This window comes from Streptomyces cinereoruber (genome assembly GCF_009299385.1).
GTDB lineage: Bacteria > Actinomycetota > Actinomycetes > Streptomycetales > Streptomycetaceae > Streptomyces > Streptomyces bikiniensis.
On sequence record NZ_CP023693.1, the window covers coordinates 2,329,453 to 2,347,206 of the forward strand.

The following is a 17,754-nucleotide window of genomic DNA, read 5'->3' on the forward strand; positions in this document are numbered from 1 at the left end:
CAGGGCATACGAGCAGGACAAACGGAATGACGACAGGACGGTGCCCGGTGCGCAGAACTCGCCTCGCGGGAGCACTGACGGCAGTGCTCGCCCTCGCCCTCGCGGCGACCGGCTGCGGAAACGGGAGCGGGAGCGGAGACGGCGCCCCCGGCGCGAAGAGCGCCCCCGCCGCGAAGACCGCGGCCGCCCCCGACCGGGTCGAACCGCTCGCCGCCCCGGCCGCGCCCCGCCTGCCCGTCACGGTCGACTCGGCCGACGGACGGAAGGTCACCGTCGCCTCCACCGAGCGGATCGTCCCGCTCAGCGGCTCCCTCAGCGAGATCGTCTTCACCCTCGGCCTCGGCGACCGGGTCGTCGCCCGGGACGTCACCGCCACCTTCGAACAGGCGGAGAAGCTCCCGGTGGTGACCCGCGCCCACGACGTCTCCGCCGAGAGCGTCCTCTCCCTGAAGCCCACCCTCGTCGTCGCCGAGGGCACCACCGGACCGGCCGAGGCGATCGAGCAGATCCGCGACGCGGGCGTCCCCCTCGTCGTCGTGAAGCCCGCCAAGTCCCTCGCCGACGTCGGCACCCGCATCGACGCGGTCGCCGCCGCCCTCGGCGTGCCCGACTCCGGCACCGCCCTGCGCGCCCGCACCCAGGAGCGGATCGACGTCGTGCGGAAGACGATCCCGGCCCGCGCGGAGAAGCCCCGGGTGGCCTTCCTCTACGTGCGCGGCTCGGCCGCCGTCTATCTGCTCGGCGGCGCCGAGTCCGGCGCGAGCTCCCTGCTCGAAGCGGCCGGAGCGGTCGACGCGGGCAAGGAGTCCGGCCTGGTCAAGGACTTCACCCCGATCACCAGCGAGGCCCTGGCGAAGGCCGCGCCCGACGCGATCCTCGTCATGAGCAAGGGCCTGGAATCGGTCGGCGGGATCGACGGCCTGGTGAAGGTCCCCGGCGTCGCCGAGACCCCGGCCGGCACGGACCGCCGGGTCGTCACCGTGGACGACGGCGTCCTCCTCAACTACGGGCCGCGCACCGACCTGGTGCTGCGCTCCCTGGTCGACCAGCTGTACGGGAAGAAGAAGTGACCGCGCTCCAGGAGAACCCCGCGGTGGCCGGACCGTCCGGCAAGGCCCCGGCCGTCCCGCGCGCCCGGCGCGGCAGGGCCACCGTCCTCACCCTCTCCCTGCTCGCCGCCCTGCTCCTCCTCGCGCTCCTGTCCGCCGGGATCGGGGCGTACGAGATCCCGCTCGGGGACGTCCTCGCCTCCCTGCGGCACCGGGCCGGGCTCGGCGGGCACGCGCTCGACCGCACGGCGGAGAGCGTCCTGTGGAACATCCGGCTGCCCCGGGTCGTCCTCGCCGTCCTCGTCGGCGCCTCCCTCGGCTGCGCGGGCGCCCTGATGCAGGGCGTGTTCGGCAATCCGCTCGCCGAGCCCGGCGTCATCGGCGTCTCCTCGGGCGCGGCCGTCGGCGCGGTCGGCGCCATCGCGTTCGGCCTCACCTTCTTCGGCAACTGGACGGTGACCGCCTGCGCCTTCGCCGGCGGCCTGGTGACGGTGGTCGTCGTGTACGCGATGTCCCGTTCGGGCGGGCGCACGGAGGTGGTGACGCTGATCCTCACGGGCATCGCGGTGACCGCGTTCGCGGGCGCGCTCATCGGCCTGTTCATCTTCTTCGCCGACAACGCGCAGATCAGCCAGATCACGTTCTGGCAGCTCGGTTCGCTCGCCCAGGCGACCTGGCCGAAGGTCCTCGCCGTCCTGCCGTGCGCGCTCGTCGGCCTGCTCGTCGCCCCCTTCCACGCCCGCCGGCTCGACCTGCTCGCGCTCGGCGAGCGGCCCGCCCGCCATCTGGGCGTGGACGTGGAGCGGCTGCGGTTCTCCCTGATCCTGGTGGTGGCGCTGCTCACGGCGGCGGCGGTCGCGGTCTCCGGCATCGTCGCCTTCGTCGGCCTGGTGATCCCGCACGTCCTGCGCATGGCGAACGGCCCGGGCCACCGCTTCCTGGTGCCGGGCAGCGCGCTGGGCGGCGCGGTCGCCCTCACCGCCGGCGACCTCGCGGCCCGTACGGTCGCGGCCCCGGCCGAGCTCCCCCTGGGCGTCCTCACCGCCCTCATCGGCAGTCCCTTCTTCTTCTGGCTGCTGCGCAGGACCCGTCGCAAGCAAGGTGGTTGGGCATGACGTCCGTACTGTTCCGGGGGCTCCTCCCGAACCGGCACCCGCGCGGGCTGCCCTCCCCCGCCGCGCCCGGCGAGGTGGTCGCCGAGGCCGTCGGGGTGCGGATCGAGCGGGGCCGGCGGGCCGTGCTCGACGGTGCCGGGGCCCGGGTGCGGGCCGGGGAGGTGCTCGCCCTGGTGGGCCCGAACGGGGCCGGGAAGTCGACGCTCCTCGCCGCCCTCGCCGCCGACCTCGCCCCGGACGCCGGGGAGGTACGGATCGGGGGCAGGCCCGCGCACGCCTGGACGGCCGCCGAACTCGCCCTGCGCCGCTCCGTGCTGCCCCAGGACGCCACCCTGTCGTTCCCGTTCCCCGTCGCCGAGGTCGTACGGATGGGCCGGGCGCCCTGGGCCGGGACCGCCCGGGAGGACGAGGACGACGAGGCGGTCGCGGAGGCGATGGCGGCCACCGAGACCGAGGAGTTCGCCGACCGCCCGTTCTCCGCGCTGTCCGGCGGCGAGCGGGCCCGGGTGTCCCTCGCCCGCGTCCTGGCCCAGCGGGCCGGCCTCCTGCTGCTGGACGAGCCGACGGCCGCCCTGGACCTGCGCCACCAGGAACTGGTCCTGCGGGTCTGCCGGGAGCGGGCGGCGGCCGGGGCCGCCGTGGCGGTGGTCCTGCACGACCTGGGGCTCGCCGCCGCCCACGCCGACCGGGTCGGGGTGCTGCACGACGGGCGGATCGCGGTGGAGGGACCCCCCTCCGAGGTGTTCGGCGCGGAGCTCCTGAGCCGGGTGTACCGGCAGCCGGTGGAGGTGCTGCCGCACCCCCGGACCGGGGTCCCCCTCGTCGTACCCGTACGGCACGCGGACGCGGTCGGTACGCCTTCCCCGAAGGTCCTTTGACGGCCCGTCACCCCTGTCGGCGGTGACCCCGGCCCGGCGGGGCGGGTCCCCGCCGGGGATACTCGTCCGATGGCGGTACGGGGCGGCCGTGACCGGGTCGCCCCCGCACGCGTGACAGCGGGAGGGGAGAGCCGTGTACGGCACCTATCTGTTCGGCCTGCGCGAGGGCCTGGCGGCCGGCCTGGTCGTCTGCCTCCTCGCCGCGTACCTGGTGGGGGCCGGGCGCAGGGACGCCACGGCGCCGCTTCTGGCCGGCGCCGGCGCGGCCGTCGGCGTCTGCCTCGCCCTCGGCACCGCCCTGGAGTCCGGCTCCCGGGAGCTGACCCCGGAGGCACGGGCGCTGATCGGCGGCGCGCTGTCGATCGCCGCGGCGGCCCTGGTGACGTGGACGGTCTTCCGGCTGCGGCGCCCGGGTCGGGGGGCCGTCGGCGCCGGGACGGGCGTGCTCGTCGCCGCCGCCTTCCTGGTGGTGGGCCGCGAGGGCCCGGAGACGTCGCTCTTCGTGGGGGAGTCGGTGCGGGCGGCCGTGCCGGACGGTCCCGGCAGCTCGTTCCAGCCCCTCGTCTGGGTCCTCCTCGGCCTGCTCACGGCGGTCCTCCTCGGCCTGCTGCTCCACCGGGGAGTGCTGCGGATCGGCCCGGCGGGGTTCTTCGCCCGGACCGGCGGAATGCTGCTCGTGGCGGCGGCGGGCGTCCTCGCGCACGGCGTGCGCGACCTCCAGGAGGCGGGGCTGCTCGGCGGCCCGGCGGACGCGCTCTTCGACGTCTCGGCGGCGGTCCCGCCGGACAGTTGGTACGGCGCGCTCCTCGAAGGCGCCCTCGGCCTCCGGCCGGACCCGACGGTCCTTCAGGTCACGGTGTGGGCGCTGTATGCGGTCCCGGCGCTCGCGCTGTTCCTCGCCCCGATAGGGTCGGGTCCGTCCGCGCGGGTGAAGAAGCAGAAGGCGACCGATGAGACGGCTGAGGGTGGGGCGAGCGCCGGAACGACCTCGTGAGCGGTGGCCGGCACGGCCGGTGCGGCTGCTCGCGGCGACGGCGGCCGTGACCGCCCTGGCGCTGACGGCGAGCGGCTGCGTGACGGTGCACGGCGAGCTGGCCCTCGTACCGCCGGCGACGGAGGCCGAGGCGGCGCAGGCCCTGGCGGACTTCACGGACGCCTTCAACCGCGCCGACAAGGCGCACGATCCGGCGCTCGACGCGGACCGGGTCACCGGGCCCCTCGGGGAGATCAACCAGGCGGGGCTGCGCGCCCGCGCGGTCACCAGCCCGGGCGGGAACGCGAAGCACAGGCCGCTGGAGCTGACGGACGCGCGCTTCCTGCTGCCCCGCAAGGCGGGCTGGCCGCGCTGGTTCGTCGCGGACACCGACTCCAACCGGGACGTCGACCAGGGCGACAAGGACCGGCGCTGGCTGCTCGTCTTCGTGCGCAACGGCCCCCAGGAGCAGTGGAAGGCCACCTACCTCAACGTCCTCGGCGTGACCGAGGTCCCGGAGTTCGCCAAGGAGGAGGGGTACGCGGTGCCGGTCGCCGCGGACACCGACGCGCTGGCGGTCGCGCCCGGGAAGCTCGGTACGGAGTACGTCGCGTACCTGAAGGACGGGAAGCCGGGGCCGTTCGCGGCCGGTCCGCACACCAGCGGGTGGCGGGAGCAGCGGGAGCAGAGCGCCCGGCGGCCGGGGCTCGCCACCCAGTACGTGGACCGGATCACCGACCGGGGGGCCTTCGCGCCGCTGGGGCTGCGGACCCGGGACGGGGGCGCGCTGGTCTTCTTCGCGACCCGGTACTTCGAGCGGCAGACGGCGGCGCCGGGCTACCGGCCCAAGGTCCCGAAGGACGTGAAGGCGCTGATGACCGGCGAGGTGAAGAGCACGGTCACCCGGGAGTGGGTGTCCAGCCAGGCGGTCCTGGTGAAGCCGGCGGGCACGGCCCGGGACGGGGTCACGGTCACGGGCCGGCTCCAGGGCGTGGTCGGCGCGGTGGGCTCGTAACGCACCGGTTCTCCTCCGGACCGTTCCGGTTCTCTTCCGGACCGCTCCGGGACGTACGGGTCAGCGGCTCACCGGGTCAGCGGCCAGGCGATCTCGTGGGCCGGGTGCCCGCCGTCGCCGTCCGCGCCACGCTCGGCCGCGTGGCGGGCACAGGCGTCCTGGAGGGTCTCCAGGAGGTTCAGCGGATCGGGCAGCGGGTGCTCGGGGCCGCGGACCCAGGCGACCACCGGGTGGGCGTCCTCGTCGCCGGGGAGGCGGGCCGGGGGGACGAGGACGTAGCTGCCGCGGCAGTGCCAGCGGAGCCCCGGGTGCTCGTCCATGGTCTCGGGGTGGCAGTCCAGCTCACAGGGCCACCACTCGTCCTCGTCCTCGGGGGTGCCGCGGGTGGCGGTGAAGAAGAGCATCCGGCCGCCGCCGGGGCCCGCGGCCGGGGACTCGGCGACGGGGCCGACCTCGACGCCCTCGGCGAGGAGGCGTTCCAGGGCGGCGCGGCCGGCGGCCAGCGGCACGTCGAGGACGTCGTGGACCATGCCGGTGGCGGTGATGAAATTCGCCTCGGGCTCGTTGCGCGCCCAGCGCTCGATCTGGCTCCGGTCGGTGGTCGACTGGGTCTGCCAGGCGAAGGAGACGGGGTGCCGGGCGGGGGTGGGACAGCCGATCCGTTCGCAGGAACAGCTGTAGCCGACGGGGTACGCGGCGGGGGCCAGGGGCAGCCCGGCAGCGGCGACGGCCAGGAGCAGCTTCTCGCGGTCGTTCCCGTCGTCGGCCGCGGTGCGTTTGGGGCGCCTGCGCAGCCACTGTGCGAGTCTGCTCTCCGTGCCGCGGTAGCGGCCGATGCCGTCGCCCATCTATCCCCTCACAACCTCGCGCTCGCCCGTTCGGCTCTGCCCATGGTCCCACCATCCTGCGCCCCGGGTGACCGGAGTGCGGAACCGGGGTGCTTCCCGGCCCCTCAGGACCTCGGGGCGAGACCGTGCAGGACGTGGTCGACCAGGGCGTCCGCGTAGGCGTGGGTGAGCGGCAGGGTGCGGTGGATCCACCGGTGGTGGAGGGGTCCGACCAGGAGTTCGACGGCGAGGCGGGGGTCGGTGCCGGGGTCCACGTCACCGGCCTCCCGGGCGGCCTCGATACGGCGTACGTAGTGCTGGAGCTGGGGTTCGAGCAGCGCCTCGGTGAAGCGGGCGCCGAGGTCGGGGTCGGTGATCCCCTCGGCGGCGAGGGCGCGGGTGGGGCCCTCGAAGGCGGGGGCGTTCATCTCGTCCACGGTGGCGCGCAGGACGTGCTTGAGGTCGGCGGCGAGGTCGCCGGTGTCGGGGATCTCACTTCCGGCGTCGCCGCCCATGGCCTCGGCGGCCCGGGCCTGGAGGTCGAGGAAGGCGTCGAGGAGGACGGCGGCCCTGGAGGGCCACCAGCGGTAGATGGTCTGCTTGCCGACGCCGGCGCGGGCGGCGATGCCCTCGACGGTGGTCTTCGCGTAGCCGTTCTCGGTGACGAGGGCGAGGGCGGCGTCGAAGATGGCGCGCCGGGAGCGCTCGCTGCGGCGGGAGGCGTCGGGGAGGGTTCTGGCCCCGGGACCGGGGCCGGTTCCGCCGTCGGGCTCGGGACCGGACTGGGGACCGGGTGTGGGTTCGGGTTCAGGTGTGGGGCCGGGACCGGGTTCGGGTGTGGGCATGGGGTCAATCTAGCCGTGGGCGAGACGACACGTCTCGCCGTGGCGGGTGGTGCGCGAACCACCCGAACGGTCCACTGCGCGGAGGGCCCCGAGGACGGACCATGGGGTCCACCGCACCTCGGTGCTTCCGCCCGTCCGTCCGTGAGGAGCCTTCTTTGCGCACCACTCCGCGCTCGCCCTCGCCCCGCCGTTACCTGATGTGCCCACCCGCGCACTTCACGGTGACGTACTCCATCAACCCCTGGATGGATCCCGCGAAACCCGTCGATCCGGCGCTCGCCCTCGCCCAGTGGGAGGACCTGCGGGACCGCTACCGCGCGCTCGGCCACACCGTGGAGGTCCTGGAGCCGGACCCGGCGCTGCCGGACATGGTCTTCGCGGCGAACGGCGCGACCGTCGTCGGGGGCCGGGTCCTCGGCGCGCGGTTCGCGTATCCGGAGCGCGCGGCCGAGGCCGACGCGCACCTGGACTGGTTCCGCCGCAGCGGCTGGGCGGAGGAGGACCTGCGGATCCCGCAGCACGTGAACGAGGGCGAGGGGGACTTCGCCGTCACCGCCTCCTGGATCCTCGCGGGGCGCGGCTTCCGCGCCAGCCCGCTCTCGCACGGCGAGGCGCAGGAGTTCTTCGGCCGCCCGGTGATCGGCCTGGACCTGGTGGACCCGCGCTACTACCACCTGGACACGGCACTGTGCGTCCTGGACGACGCCGGGGACGAGGTCATGTACTACCCGGGCGCCTTCTCGCCCGGCAGCCGGGCGGTACTGGCCCGGCTCTTCCCCGACGCCCTGATCGCGACGGAGGAGGACGCGGCGGCCTTCGGGCTCAACGCGGTGAGCGACGGGCGGAACGTCCTGCTGCCGCAGGCGGCGGTGGGCCTCTTCGCCCCGCTCCGCGACCGGGGCTTCGAGCCGGTCGGCCTGGACCTGAGCGAGCTGCTCAAGGGCGGCGGCAGCGTGAAGTGCTGCACGCAGGAGCTGCGCCCCTAGCCCCTCGGCGAGCCCCTTCGTGGAGCCGCCGCCCCCGTACCGCGCCGTGGTACGGGGGCGGCGGTGCGACCACCCCTCTAGCGGGCGTCCGCGGCGCCCGGCACGAAGGCGCCCGCCGCCGCCGCGGCCAGGGCCGCCGTGACGGCCCGTTCGGCGTCGGCGGGGGTCGGCTCCTCGTGGGTGACGACGAACCGGTAGTAGAGCGGGGCCGAGACCGCGCGGAGCAGTTCGAGCGGGTCGGTGCCGGCCGGAAGTTCGCCCCGGGCCACGGCCCGCTCCCCCACCGGGGCCCACTCGGCCAGCCGGGTGCGGTAGAAGCCGCCCAGGGCGCGCGCGCACTCCTCGTCGCAGGCGGCCGCGGCGATGACGGCCCGGAAGACGGCGCCCATCCGGGGGTCGGTGAGGGTCTCCAGGACGAGCGCGGCGTTGGCCCGCAGGTCGCCCGCGAGGCCGCCGGTGTCGGCGGCGCGCAGGGACTGCTCGGCCATGTCGTCCAGGAGGTCGGCGACCAGGCCGACCGGGGAGCCCCAGCGGCGGTAGACGGTGGTCTTGCCGACGCCCGCGCTCGCGGCGATCCGGTCCATGTTCAGGGTGTGGAAGCCCGAGGCCGCCAGGGTCTCCTGGGTGGCGTCGAGGACGGCGCGGCGGACCTTGGCGGTACGGCCGCCGGGCCGCCGGGTGCCGGGCACCGCGGACGGGCCCTCCCCCGAAGCGGCCTCCCCCCCGCCCTCCCCCGAAGCGGCCCCCCCTCCGCCCTCGGCCGACGAGCCCTCGCCCAAACGGGAATCCTGTTCCATTAGCGCTCCTCACTCTGCTACCGTCTGCGTCATCTTAACGGAACCAACGTCCCTTTAAGGGGTCCCGTCATGACCGCGCTCGACACCCCGCCCGCCCCGGCCGCCCCGGCCGCCTCCGAGGCCGTCACCGCTCCCCGCATGGACGGGCGGATGCGGCTCGTCCTCGTCGTCCTCCTCGTCGCCCAGTTCATGCTGGCCGTCGACTTCTCGATCCTGAACGTCGCCCTGCCCGTCATCGGGGAAGGGCTCGGCTTCTCCCTCGGCGGCCTCCAGTGGATCGCCACCGCCTTCGCCCTCGCCGCCGCCGGGTTCACCCTCCTCTTCGGGCGCGTCGCCGACCTCCTCGGCCGCCGCCGGGTCTTCCTCGGCGGCATGGCCGTCCTAGGCGCCGCCTCCCTCGCCGGAGGCCTCGCCACCACGCCCGAACTGCTCATGGCCGCCCGCGTCGCCCAGGGCCTCGCCACCGCCGCCGTCACCCCGGCCGGGCTCTCCCTGCTGACCTCCGCCTTCCCCGAGGGGCCGCTGCGCGACAAGGCCCTCGGCCTCAACGGCGCCCTGATGTCGGCCGGCTTCACCACCGGGGCCGTCCTCGGCGGCGTCCTCACCGACCTGCTCTCCTGGCGGTGGGCGTTCTTCGTCAACGTGCCGGTCGCCCTCGCCGTCCTGCTCGTCGCCCCCGCCGTCATAAAGGAGAGCCGCCCGGCCGAGCGGCCCCGCCTCGACGTCCCCGGCGCGATCACCGTCACCGGCGGACTGCTCGCCCTCGTCTACGGCCTCACCGCCGCCGGCGAGCACGGCTGGACCGATCCCGGCGTCCTCGTCGCCCTGGTCGCGGCCGTCGCCCTGCTCACCGCCTTCCCGTTCGTCGAGCGGCGCTCCGCCGCGCCCCTCGTCCCGATCCGGGTCCTGAAGCGCCGCACCGTCGTCTGGGGCAACCTCGCCGGACTCCTCGCCTTCGCCACCGAGACCTCGCTGGTCTTCCTGATGACCCTGCACCTCCAGGACGTCCTGGGCTTCTCCCCGCTCGCCGCCGGCCTCTCCTTCGGCGTCCTGGGCGCGGGCACGGTCCTCGGCGGACTGCTCGCCCCCCGCTTCATCGGCCGGTTCTCGCCCCGTACCGCCCTGATCGCCGGCGGGGCCCTCCAGGCCGTCGCGACCCTCTCCCTCGTCGGGCTCGGCGACGGACCGGGCACGTACGGGCTGCTGCTCGCCGCCACCTTCGCGGGCGGGATCGGCAACATGCTCGCCATCGTCGGCTTCATGGTGACGGCCACCTCCGGCCTGCCCGACGCCGAGCAGGGCATGGCCACCGGCATCGCCACCATGACGCAGCAGGTCGGCATCACCCTGGGCACCCCGGTCATGAGCGCCGTGGTCGTCACCGCCGCCACGCTCCCCGGCGGCATCGCCCGCGCGGTCCTCGTCAACGCGGCCGTCGTCCTCGTCGCCGCCCTCGCCCCGGCCCTCCTCCTGCGCCGGAACCGGCGGCAGGCGGACAGGCCCTAGAGGGCGTCCGCCTCCGGCGGCCACGGGTCGCCCCACTCCGCGTCACGGGCCTGCTTGTACAGGGGCCCGTGGCGCTTGGTGACGGTGTCGCGGGAGAGTCCCTCGGGGCCGCAGAGCTCCAGCTGGACCAGGCCCTTGCGAATCTGCGGCCTGCGGACGATCCGGGCGGCTGCGGGGTCCACCGGGAAGCGGACGGCGGCCACGTACGCGTACTTCTCGTCCTCGTACGCCAGCGAGCCGCCCTTCACCTTCCGGTGCAGCGAGGAGCGGCTGACCCGGGCCGAGAAGTGGCACCAGTCCGTGCCGGGCGCGATCGGGCAGGCCCCGCTGTGCGGGCAGGGCGCGGCGACGGTGAACCCGGCCCCGACGAGCAGGGCGCGGGCCGCGATGATCCGCTCGTAGCCGTCCGGGGTGCCCGGCTCGACCACCACGACCGCCCGCGCGGCGCGGGCCGCCTCGGCGACGAGCGAGGTCCGGTCGGCCTCGGTCAGCTCCTTGAGGACGTACGAGACGGTGACCAGGTCCGTGTCGGCGAGGCGCAGCGCGCCGCCGATCCGCTCGCGCCGCCACTCCGCGTCGAGGACGCCGCCGGCCAGCTCGCGGCCGAGCGCGAGGGCGGGCTCGGCCCAGTCGAGGACGGTGGTGCGGGGCGGGACCTCGCCCCAGGCCTCCGCGACGGCCCAGGTCGCCGCGCCCGTGCCGCCGCCGACGTCCGTGTGGGTGCGCGGCGCCCAGTCGGGCGCGGCCTCCCGCAGGGCGTCCAGGGCGCCCCGTACCGCCTCGAAGGTCGCCGGCATGCGGTACGCGGCGTACGCGGCGACGTCGGAGCGGTCGCGGAGCACGGGGGCGTCCGTCGGGGTGGTGCCCCGGTAGGTGGCGATCAGCCGGTCGACGGCCTGGGCGGCCCGCTGGGGCGGGAGGCCGTCGAGGAGTCCGGCGAGGGCGGCGCGCAGGGAGTCGGCGGAGGGGGCGGAGGCGTTCACCGAGACAGTCTAGGCGGCCGGGTCCGGTGCCTTCCCGGCTCCGGTTCCGGCGCCCTCCGCGCGCGGGGCGTTCTGCCACGGGCGGCACAGGCCCAGGAAGCAGGCCAGGGCGAGGACGGCGCAGGTGAGCTGGACGACGGCCATCGGGACGGCCGTGTGCTCGCCCGCGATGCCGACGAGCGGGGAGGCGACGGCGCCGACCAGGAAGGAGGTGGTGCCGAGGAGCGCGGAGGCGGACCCGGCGGCGTGCGGGGTGCGCATCAGGGCCTGGGCGTTGGTGTTCGGCATCGCGAGGCCCATCGCGGACATCAGGACGAAGAGCCCGGCGGCCACGGGCGCGAGCCCGACCTTCCCGAAGACGCCGCCGGTCATGAGGAGCAGCGCGATCGCGGCGAGGAGGATGACCGCGAGGCCCCAGCCGAGCACCTTGTCGAGGCTGACGCGGCCGACGAGGAGCTTGCCGTTGATCTGGCCGACGGCGACGAGGCCGATGGAGTTGAGGCCGAAGAGCAGGCTGAAGGTCTGCGGCGAGGCGCCGTAGATCTCCTGCACCACGAACGGCGACGCCGAGATGTAGGCGAAGAGGACGGCGAAGGCGAGGCCGCCGGTCAGCGTGTAGCCGGTGAAGACCCGGTCCGCGAGGAGCCCCCGCATGGTGCGCAGGGCCTGCCCGACCCCGCCCTCGTGGCGCCGCTCGGGCGGCAGCGTCTCGGCGAGGAAGCGCCACACGACGAGGGTGAGCAGGACGCCGACGCCGGTGAGGACGTGGAAGACGCCCCGCCAGTCGGTGACCCGCAGGATCTGCCCGCCGATGAGCGGGGCGACGATCGGGGCGACGCCGGAGATCAGCATCAGGGTGGAGAAGAAGCGGGCCATCTCGACGCCGTCGTAGAGGTCGCGGACGACGGCGCGGGCGATGACGATGCCGGCGGCGCCCGCGAGGCCCTGGAGCAGCCGGAAGCCGATGAGGGTCTCGGCGGTGGGCGCGAGGGCGCAGGCGGCGGTGGCGAGGACGTACACGACCATGCCGGCGAGCAGCGGGCGGCGGCGCCCCCACTTGTCGCTCATGGGGCCGACGACGAGCTGGCCGAGGGCCATGCCGGCGAGGCAGGCGGTGAGGGTGAGCTGGATCGTGGCGGCGGGCGCGCGCAGCGCGCCGGTGACCTCCGGCAGGGCCGGGAGGTACATGTCCATGGAGAGCGGGGGGAGGGCGGTGAGGCCGCCCAGGACGAGGGTGACGAGCAGGCCGGCCCGGCGGGCGGCGGCGACGCCGGGGGCGACGGGCCCGACGGGAGCGGCGGGCCCGCCGGGCGTGCCCGTCACACCGGAGACGGCTTCGCTTATGTTCCCTTGTGTTGTTTTCTGGCCGCTCTCCGGCATCGACAGCTCCATTTCGTTGAATCCTTGCCTATGCTCTCAGCTCGACCGGCATGGTCGAGACCTCTGCGAGACGGGCGGGGGCATGGAGACGGGTGGGGACATGGGCGAGAAGGTGCGCTGGGGGATCCTGGCGACGGGCGGCATCGCGGAGCGGTTCACCACCGACCTGCTGACGCTCGACGACGCCGAGGTGGTGGCGGTGGCGTCCCGCCGCGAGGCGCCCGCGAAGGCCTTCGCGGAGCGGTTCGGGATACCGAGGGCGTACGGCGAGTGGGCCGGGCTCTTCGCCGACGCGGACGTCGACGTGGTGTACGTGGCGACCCCGCACCACGCGCACCGGACGGCGGCCGGCCTCGCCCTGGAGGCGGGCAAGGCGGTGCTCTGCGAGAAGGCCCTCACGCTCAACGCCCGGGAGGCGGCCGAGCTGGTCGCCCTCGCCCGGGACCGCGGCCTCTTCCTGATGGAGGCCATGTGGATGTACTGCAACCCGCTGATCCGGCGGATCGCGGAGCTGGTGCGCGACGGGGCCGTCGGCGAGGTCCGCACCGTCCAGGCGGACTTCGGGCTCGCGGGCCCGTTCGGGGCCGACCACCGGCTGCGGGACCCGAAGACGGGCGGCGGGGCGCTGCTCGACCTGGGGGTGTACCCGGTGGCGTTCGCGCAGCTGCTGCTCGGCGAGCCGGACTCGGTCCAGGCGCATGCGCTGCTCTCGCCTGAGGGCGTCGACCTGAACACGGGGATGCTGCTGGGCTGGTCCGGCACGGGGGCGTCGGCCCTGCTGTCCTGCTCGATCGCCGCGGACACCCCGCTGACGGCCTCGGTGACGGGTTCGCTCGGCCGGATCGAGGTGCCGCGCGGCTTCTTCTTCCCCGAGCGCTTCACCCTGTACCGCGAGGGCGCCGAGCCGGAGGAGTTCACGGCGGAGGCCGATCCGCACGGCTTCCGGCACGAGGCCGCCGAGGTGATGCGCTGTCTGCGGGCGGGCGAGAAGGAGTCCCCGCTGGTGCCGCTGGACGGCTCGCTCGCGGTGATGCGGACGCTCGACGCGGTACGGGACCGCATCGGCGTCCGCTATCCCGGCGAGTGACTTCCGTACGAACGGTCACGCGGGTACGAGCCCCGGATTCCCCGCCTCGGTGACGAAGGAGGCGGCGGTGGTGACGGGGGCGCCCGGCGTCGTCACGTACGGGACCGTGCGGAAGTCGGCGCGGGCGCTCTCGCGGTCGAGCGAGACCTTCACGTACCCCCGCCGCCCGTTGAAGAACCGCAGGTGGGGGTTGGCCTGCGTGAGCTTGTCGTAGTTCGAGGGGCGGTCGGCGCCGTCCTTGCCGCTGCTGATCGAGGTGGTGACGATCTCGGTGCCGACGGTCCGGGAGGACGGGTCGCGGAAGTCGGCCTTGAGGTCGAGGCCGTAGGAGACGTGGACGTCGCCGGTGAGCACCATCAGGTTCTCGACGCCGGCGGCCTCCGCGCCAGCCAGGATCCGCTGCCGGGAGGCGGGGTAGCCGTCCCAGGAGTCCATGGAGAGCTTGAAGTCGGCGGTGGGGCGGTCGCGGCGCTCGGCGAAGACGACCTGCTGCGGCAGGAGGTTCCAGCGGGCCCGGGAGCGGCGCCAGCCGTCGAGCAGCCAGCGCTCCTGGGTGGCGCCGGTCAGGGTGCGCGACGGGTCCTCGGACTCGGGCCCCGGGACCTGCCAGCCGTCGCCGTACGCCTGGTCGGAGCGGTACTGGCGGGTGTCGAGGATGTCGAACTGCGCGAGCCGCCCGAAGCCCAGCCGCCGGTACAGCTTCATGTCGGGGCCGTCGGGGAGCTGGGGGCGGCGCAGCGGCTGGTGCTCCCAGTAGGCGCGGTAGGCGGCGGCGCGGCGGAGCAGGAACTCCTCCGGCGGGACGGTGTTCTCGGGGGTGTCGCCCGCGTAGTTGTTCTCGGTCTCGTGGTCGTCCCAGGTGACGACGAAGGGGTGGGCGGCGTGCGCGGCCCGCAGGTCGGGGTCGGTCTTGTAGAGGGCGTAGCGGAGCCGGTAGTCCTCCAGGGTGAGGGTCTCGCGGTTGAAGACGGCCGGGAGGACGCGGTCGGTGTAGGCGCGGGCGCCGCCGGTGGCGTTGACGGCGTACTCGTACAGGTAGTCGCCGAGGTGGAAGACGACGTCCACGTCCTCCTCGGCGAGGTGGCGGTGGGCGGTGAAGTGGCCGTCGTGGTACGCCTGGCAGGAGACGGCGGCGAGCGAGAGCGACGCGTTGTGCGCGCCGGGGGCGGGGGCGGTGCGGGTGCGGCCGACCGGGCTGGTCCAGGCGCCGACGCGGAAGCGGTAGAAGTACTCCCGGCCGGGTTCGAGGTGTTCGGCCTCGACGTGGACGGTGTGCCGGAACTCGGCGTGGGCGGTGGCGGCCCCGCGCCGCACGGTCCGCCGGAAGCGCTCGTCGCGGGCGAGTTCCCAGTGGACGGTGACGCGCCGGTCGGGCAGTCCGCCGTCGGGCTCGAAGGGGCGGGGCGCGAGCCGGGTCCAGAGCAGGACGGAGCCGGGCAGCGGGTCGCCGGAGGCGACGCCCAGGGTGAACGGGTCCTCGGTGACGCGCCGGGCGTCGAGCTCGGCGGCGGCCGCGGAGCCGGCGGCGGGCAGCTGGGTGGCGAAGGCGAGCGCGGCGGCGGCGCCGGTGACGGTGAGGAACCGCCGCCGCCCGAAGTGCCGTGCGGCGTCCCGCAGTTCTTGCCCGTGCCGATGTGTCTGACTCATGTGCCCCTCCCCTGACGGATGCTGTGCGCTCGTCATTCGAAGGGGCCGGGACGACCATGCGTTGTCGGGTACAGGACATCCACGTGTCGGACGGATGAGTTCACGGTGCACGCGTCTCGCGTACGCTGCGCGCCCATGAGCATCGCAGTGGTGACGGGAGCGGGGTCGGGCATCGGCCGGAGCGTGGCCCTCGCGCTCGCGGCGGCGGGCTGGTCGGTGGCGCTCGCGGGCCGCCGGGCGGAGCCCCTGGAGGAGACGGCGGCACTCGCCCCGGACGGGGACTTCCTGTGCGCCCCGACGGACGTGACGTCGGAGGCGCGGGTCGCGGCCCTCTTCTCGGCGGTACGGGACCGCTACGGGCGCGTGGACCTGCTCTTCAACAACGCCGGTACGTTCGCGGGCGGCGGGACCCCGGTCGAAGACCTGGACCCGGCGACCTGGCGGACGGTCGTGGACGTCAACCTGACGGGCGCGTTCCTGTGCGCGCAGGCGGCCTTCCGGGCCATGAAGGAGCAGGACCCGCAGGGCGGCCGGATCATCAACAACGGCTCGATCTCGGCGCACGTGCCGCGCCCGCACTCGATCGCGTACACGGCGACGAAGCACGCGATGACGGGCCTGACGAAGTCCCTGTCCCTGGACGGGCGCCCGTACCGGATCGCCTGCGGCCAGCTCGACATCGGCAACGCGGCGACCGACATGACGGCCCGGATGCAGTCCGGCATCCTCCAGGCGGACGGCCGGCTGGCGCCGGAGCCGGTGATGGACGCGGCGGACGTGGCGGCGACGGTGGTGCACATGGCGGGGCTGCCGCTGGAGGCGAACGTGCAGTTCGCGACGGTGATGGCGACGGCGATGCCGTACGTCGGGCGGGGCTGAGGCCCCGGCCGCCGCGCGGCACCGCCCCGCGCCCTACGCCTGGCCGGTCTCGAACCGGGCGATCTTCCCGTCCTCGACGGTGAACCGCCAGCGGGTCCGCATCTCGCCCCAGGTGTCGTTGCGGTAGCGGGCGACGAGGTCGCGCCCGTCGGCCTTCTGGGACTCGATCTCCATGTGGCCGCGCGAGGAGAAGACCTCCTTCTCGGTCCACTCGTCGAGGTTCCGGTCGGTGCCGTCGTCGGACATGGTGGCGCCGGGCGTGAGGGCCGCCCGGAAGGCCTCCTGGTCGTTGGCGTTGAGGGCCGCGACGAAGGCGCGCACGGCCGGGTCGGAGAGCTGCTCCACGGGAATGGTCATGCCCTACCCGTACACCGCCCGCCCCGCCCGCCCCCCGGAACCGGGCCGCGCGCCCCGGCGTGTCAGCGACCGGGCTGGGCCACCTGGGCGAGCAGGGCCCGGCTCTCCTCGGCGCTCAGGACGCGCTCCAGGACCAGGTCGCCGGTCATGCCGGGGAAGAACCTGCCGGCGGCCCAGCCCCGCTCGTACGGGGGCGGGTCGAGGACCAGGAGGCGCACGCCGTCCACGACGGGGACGTCGGCGGGGTTCCCCTCGTTCCAGATCCACTCGCCGTCCGCGCCGACCAGGTTGAAGGAGCCGGTGGTGGGCGTCTGGCCGGGCAGGTCCCGGCACATCGCGGCGGCCTCGGGCGAGGGCGCCGTGCCCGGCAGGTGTCCGCCGCCGATCAGGGCGTCGGCGAGGAGGGTGTGGAGCTGGAAGTTGTCGCCGATGCCGGAGGCGCGCAGGGCGAACCCGGCGCCGGTGGCGCGGTCGATCGCGACGAACGGCTCGTCGTCGAGGACGGCGAGGGCGTACACGAGGTACTGGAACGGCTCGCCCGACAGCTCGGCGGCGCGCGCCACGGCGTCCCGGAGTTCGGCCCGGCCGGGGGCGGTCCGGCGTACGGCCGGGGAGTTGAGCACCGCCACGCACGCCATCTCGAACTGCGGGAGCGACTGCCAGGCCATCACCGGTTCGAAGCCGAACCGCTCGAAGTCGGCGTCCTCCAGGCCCTCGCCCTCGTGGGACGGCAGCCCGCCGCGGCCGGCCTCCTTCCAGGAGGCGCAGAAGTCGGCGGCCCGCTCGAACGCGTCCCACGCGCCCGCGAAGAGGGCGGGCGCGCAGGCCACCGGGTCGGCGCCCCGCTCGACGCAGGCGCCGACCAGCACGGCGACCGTGGCGCGAGGACCGGGCGGAACCTCACCGAGGAAGGCCGAGAGACGCGGCCCCGCCGCGTGCAGCTCCGCGTCCCGAGCCTCGCCCACCGTGCCCGTCAACCGGTCGAAGGCGTCCTCCGCGGCATCCGCGTCCCGGGCCCGCACGGCCCTCTCGAAGGCTTCCACAGCGGCCGGGAACGGCCTGCGCTCGTCTGTCACCCGCGCACCCTACCGAAGATCCGTTCGAGCACCGTCCGGGGCGGGGGCGAGGCGGAAAACGATCCGGCCCGGCGGCTTGCGCCCGCCGGGCCGTGGCCGACCGGTCAGCCGGTCGGCAAGCCGCCGTGCCGCTCTGTCACTGGGGCGGCGTGTCCTGGTCGCGGCCCATTTGCCGCTTGAGCTTGTCCTGGGCGGTGTCGACCTGACCGCTGTACTTGCCCTGGGTCTTCTTGTCGGCGAAGTCGCCTGCCTTGTCGACGCCCTTTCCGGCCTGGTCCTCGTGGCCCTTGAGCATCCCCTTGAGCTTGTCCATGACCGACATCGTGGTACTCCTCGAAGTCTGTTCGTCAGCGG

General features: G+C 74.9%; 18 protein-coding genes. 9 read left to right on the forward strand and 9 right to left on the reverse strand.

All coding sequences use genetic code 11. The features are described 5' to 3' along the window. Nucleotides 1-26 precede the first annotated feature (26 nt). From CP977_RS10270 to CP977_RS10290, 5 genes are all read left to right on the forward strand, one after another. Nucleotides 27-1,070, forward strand: a complete 1,044-nt coding sequence (locus CP977_RS10270) for a heme/hemin ABC transporter substrate-binding protein (protein WP_152369953.1) — start codon at nucleotides 27-29, stop codon at nucleotides 1,068-1,070. Next, nucleotides 1,067-2,164 (forward strand): FecCD family ABC transporter permease, encoded by a 1,098-nt coding sequence (locus CP977_RS10275; protein WP_152369954.1) that lies wholly within the window; start codon nucleotides 1,067-1,069, stop codon nucleotides 2,162-2,164. The genes CP977_RS10270 and CP977_RS10275 overlap by 4 nt, the downstream gene beginning before the upstream one ends. Continuing rightward, nucleotides 2,161-3,042 (forward strand): heme ABC transporter ATP-binding protein, encoded by an 882-nt coding sequence (locus tag CP977_RS10280; RefSeq protein ID WP_152369955.1) that lies wholly within the window; start codon nucleotides 2,161-2,163, stop codon nucleotides 3,040-3,042. The genes CP977_RS10275 and CP977_RS10280 overlap by 4 nt, the downstream gene beginning before the upstream one ends. Before the next feature lie 133 nt (nucleotides 3,043-3,175). Next, entirely contained in the window at nucleotides 3,176-4,036 is an 861-nt protein-coding gene (locus CP977_RS10285) for an FTR1 family iron permease (RefSeq protein WP_062756161.1), read from the forward strand. Then, nucleotides 3,993-5,030, forward strand: a complete 1,038-nt coding sequence (locus CP977_RS10290; protein WP_208421729.1) for an SCO2278 family lipoprotein — start codon at nucleotides 3,993-3,995, stop codon at nucleotides 5,028-5,030. The genes CP977_RS10285 and CP977_RS10290 overlap by 44 nt, the downstream gene beginning before the upstream one ends. A 68-nt stretch (nucleotides 5,031-5,098) precedes the next feature. On the opposite strand, the gene CP977_RS10295 is transcribed toward CP977_RS10290, so the two are convergent. Together CP977_RS10295 and CP977_RS10300 are read right to left on the reverse strand one after the other, a co-directional pair. Then, on the reverse strand, nucleotides 5,099-5,878 hold the full coding sequence (locus CP977_RS10295; protein ID WP_062756157.1) for a bifunctional DNA primase/polymerase: 780 nt from the start codon (nucleotides 5,876-5,878) through the stop codon (nucleotides 5,099-5,101). Between the two features lie 104 nt (nucleotides 5,879-5,982). Next, nucleotides 5,983-6,702 carry a TetR/AcrR family transcriptional regulator gene (locus tag CP977_RS10300; protein WP_152369957.1) on the reverse strand — a complete coding sequence of 240 codons (720 nt, stop codon included), beginning with the start codon at nucleotides 6,700-6,702 and terminating at the stop codon, nucleotides 5,983-5,985. A 155-nt stretch (nucleotides 6,703-6,857) separates the two neighbouring features. Here CP977_RS10300 and ddaH point away from each other — a divergent pair, with 155 nt between their 5' ends. Then, nucleotides 6,858-7,688 (forward strand): dimethylargininase, encoded by an 831-nt coding sequence (gene ddaH / locus CP977_RS10305; protein WP_341874323.1) that lies wholly within the window; start codon nucleotides 6,858-6,860, stop codon nucleotides 7,686-7,688. A gap of 77 nt (nucleotides 7,689-7,765) precedes the next feature. On the opposite strand, the gene CP977_RS10310 is transcribed toward ddaH, so the two are convergent. After that, nucleotides 7,766-8,377 carry a TetR/AcrR family transcriptional regulator gene (locus CP977_RS10310; RefSeq protein ID WP_229991674.1) on the reverse strand — a complete coding sequence of 204 codons (612 nt, stop codon included), beginning with the start codon at nucleotides 8,375-8,377 and terminating at the stop codon, nucleotides 7,766-7,768. Nucleotides 8,378-8,554: 177 nt separating this feature from the next. Here CP977_RS10310 and CP977_RS10315 point away from each other — a divergent pair, with 177 nt between their 5' ends. Continuing rightward, nucleotides 8,555-9,991: an MFS transporter gene (locus tag CP977_RS10315; protein ID WP_152369959.1), complete on the forward strand. Its 1,437-nt coding sequence runs from the start codon at nucleotides 8,555-8,557 to the stop codon at nucleotides 9,989-9,991. Here CP977_RS10315 and CP977_RS10320 read toward each other — a convergent pair. After that, nucleotides 9,988-10,974 carry a small ribosomal subunit Rsm22 family protein gene (locus CP977_RS10320; RefSeq protein WP_062756153.1) on the reverse strand — a complete coding sequence of 329 codons (987 nt, stop codon included), beginning with the start codon at nucleotides 10,972-10,974 and terminating at the stop codon, nucleotides 9,988-9,990. The genes CP977_RS10315 and CP977_RS10320 overlap by 4 nt on opposite strands. 9 nt (nucleotides 10,975-10,983) lie before the next feature. Continuing rightward, the gene (locus CP977_RS10325; protein WP_062757120.1) at nucleotides 10,984-12,354 is read right to left on the reverse strand and encodes a Bcr/CflA family multidrug efflux MFS transporter; all 1,371 of its coding nucleotides are present in this window, start codon (nucleotides 12,352-12,354) and stop codon (nucleotides 10,984-10,986) included. A 100-nt stretch (nucleotides 12,355-12,454) separates the two neighbouring features. Here CP977_RS10325 and CP977_RS10330 point away from each other — a divergent pair, with 100 nt between their 5' ends. Next, nucleotides 12,455-13,441 (forward strand): Gfo/Idh/MocA family protein, encoded by a 987-nt coding sequence (locus CP977_RS10330; protein ID WP_109185823.1) that lies wholly within the window; start codon nucleotides 12,455-12,457, stop codon nucleotides 13,439-13,441. A 15-nt stretch (nucleotides 13,442-13,456) separates the two neighbouring features. Here the strand turns inward: CP977_RS10330 and CP977_RS10335 are convergent, their stop codons facing one another. Then, on the reverse strand, nucleotides 13,457-15,088 hold the full coding sequence (locus tag CP977_RS10335; RefSeq protein WP_109185824.1) for an alkaline phosphatase D family protein: 1,632 nt from the start codon (nucleotides 15,086-15,088) through the stop codon (nucleotides 13,457-13,459). Nucleotides 15,089-15,223: 135 nt separating this feature from the next. Here CP977_RS10335 and CP977_RS10340 point away from each other — a divergent pair, with 135 nt between their 5' ends. Then, nucleotides 15,224-15,967 (forward strand): SDR family oxidoreductase, encoded by a 744-nt coding sequence (locus CP977_RS10340; RefSeq protein ID WP_062756146.1) that lies wholly within the window; start codon nucleotides 15,224-15,226, stop codon nucleotides 15,965-15,967. A 33-nt stretch (nucleotides 15,968-16,000) separates the two neighbouring features. Here the strand turns inward: CP977_RS10340 and CP977_RS10345 are convergent, their stop codons facing one another. The 3 genes from CP977_RS10345 to CP977_RS10355 form a co-directional block, all read right to left on the reverse strand. After that, the gene (locus tag CP977_RS10345) at nucleotides 16,001-16,324 is read right to left on the reverse strand and encodes a nuclear transport factor 2 family protein (RefSeq protein ID WP_062756144.1); all 324 of its coding nucleotides are present in this window, start codon (nucleotides 16,322-16,324) and stop codon (nucleotides 16,001-16,003) included. 62 nt (nucleotides 16,325-16,386) lie between these two features. Then, nucleotides 16,387-17,400: a hypothetical protein gene (locus CP977_RS10350; protein WP_152369960.1), complete on the reverse strand. Its 1,014-nt coding sequence runs from the start codon at nucleotides 17,398-17,400 to the stop codon at nucleotides 16,387-16,389. A 136-nt stretch (nucleotides 17,401-17,536) separates the two neighbouring features. Further along, nucleotides 17,537-17,722 (reverse strand): antitoxin, encoded by a 186-nt coding sequence (locus CP977_RS10355; protein ID WP_062756140.1) that lies wholly within the window; start codon nucleotides 17,720-17,722, stop codon nucleotides 17,537-17,539. Nucleotides 17,723-17,754 lie beyond the last annotated feature (32 nt).

Excerpts from the sequence above, each read along its gene's own strand:
- CP977_RS10270 (WP_152369953.1), top strand. The coding sequence starts at position 27 with ATGACGACAGGACGGTGCCCGGTGCGCAGAACTCGCCTCGCGGGAGCA.
- CP977_RS10280 (WP_152369955.1), top strand. The coding sequence starts at position 2,161 with ATGACGTCCGTACTGTTCCGGGGGCTCCTCCCGAACCGGCACCCGCGC.
- CP977_RS10290 (WP_208421729.1), top strand. The coding sequence starts at position 3,993 with ATGAGACGGCTGAGGGTGGGGCGAGCGCCGGAACGACCTCGTGAGCGG.
- CP977_RS10295 (WP_062756157.1), bottom strand. The coding sequence starts at position 5,878 with ATGGGCGACGGCATCGGCCGCTACCGCGGCACGGAGAGCAGACTCGCA.
- CP977_RS10300 (WP_152369957.1), bottom strand. The coding sequence starts at position 6,702 with ATGCCCACACCCGAACCCGGTCCCGGCCCCACACCTGAACCCGAACCC.
- CP977_RS10315 (WP_152369959.1), top strand. The coding sequence starts at position 8,555 with ATGACCGCGCTCGACACCCCGCCCGCCCCGGCCGCCCCGGCCGCCTCC.
- CP977_RS10325 (WP_062757120.1), bottom strand. The coding sequence starts at position 12,354 with ATGCCGGAGAGCGGCCAGAAAACAACACAAGGGAACATAAGCGAAGCC.
- CP977_RS10330 (WP_109185823.1), top strand. The coding sequence starts at position 12,455 with ATGGGCGAGAAGGTGCGCTGGGGGATCCTGGCGACGGGCGGCATCGCG.
- CP977_RS10335 (WP_109185824.1), bottom strand. The coding sequence starts at position 15,088 with ATGAGTCAGACACATCGGCACGGGCAAGAACTGCGGGACGCCGCACGG.
- CP977_RS10340 (WP_062756146.1), top strand. The coding sequence starts at position 15,224 with ATGAGCATCGCAGTGGTGACGGGAGCGGGGTCGGGCATCGGCCGGAGC.
- CP977_RS10345 (WP_062756144.1), bottom strand. The coding sequence starts at position 16,324 with ATGACCATTCCCGTGGAGCAGCTCTCCGACCCGGCCGTGCGCGCCTTC.
- CP977_RS10355 (WP_062756140.1), bottom strand. The coding sequence starts at position 17,722 with ATGTCGGTCATGGACAAGCTCAAGGGGATGCTCAAGGGCCACGAGGAC.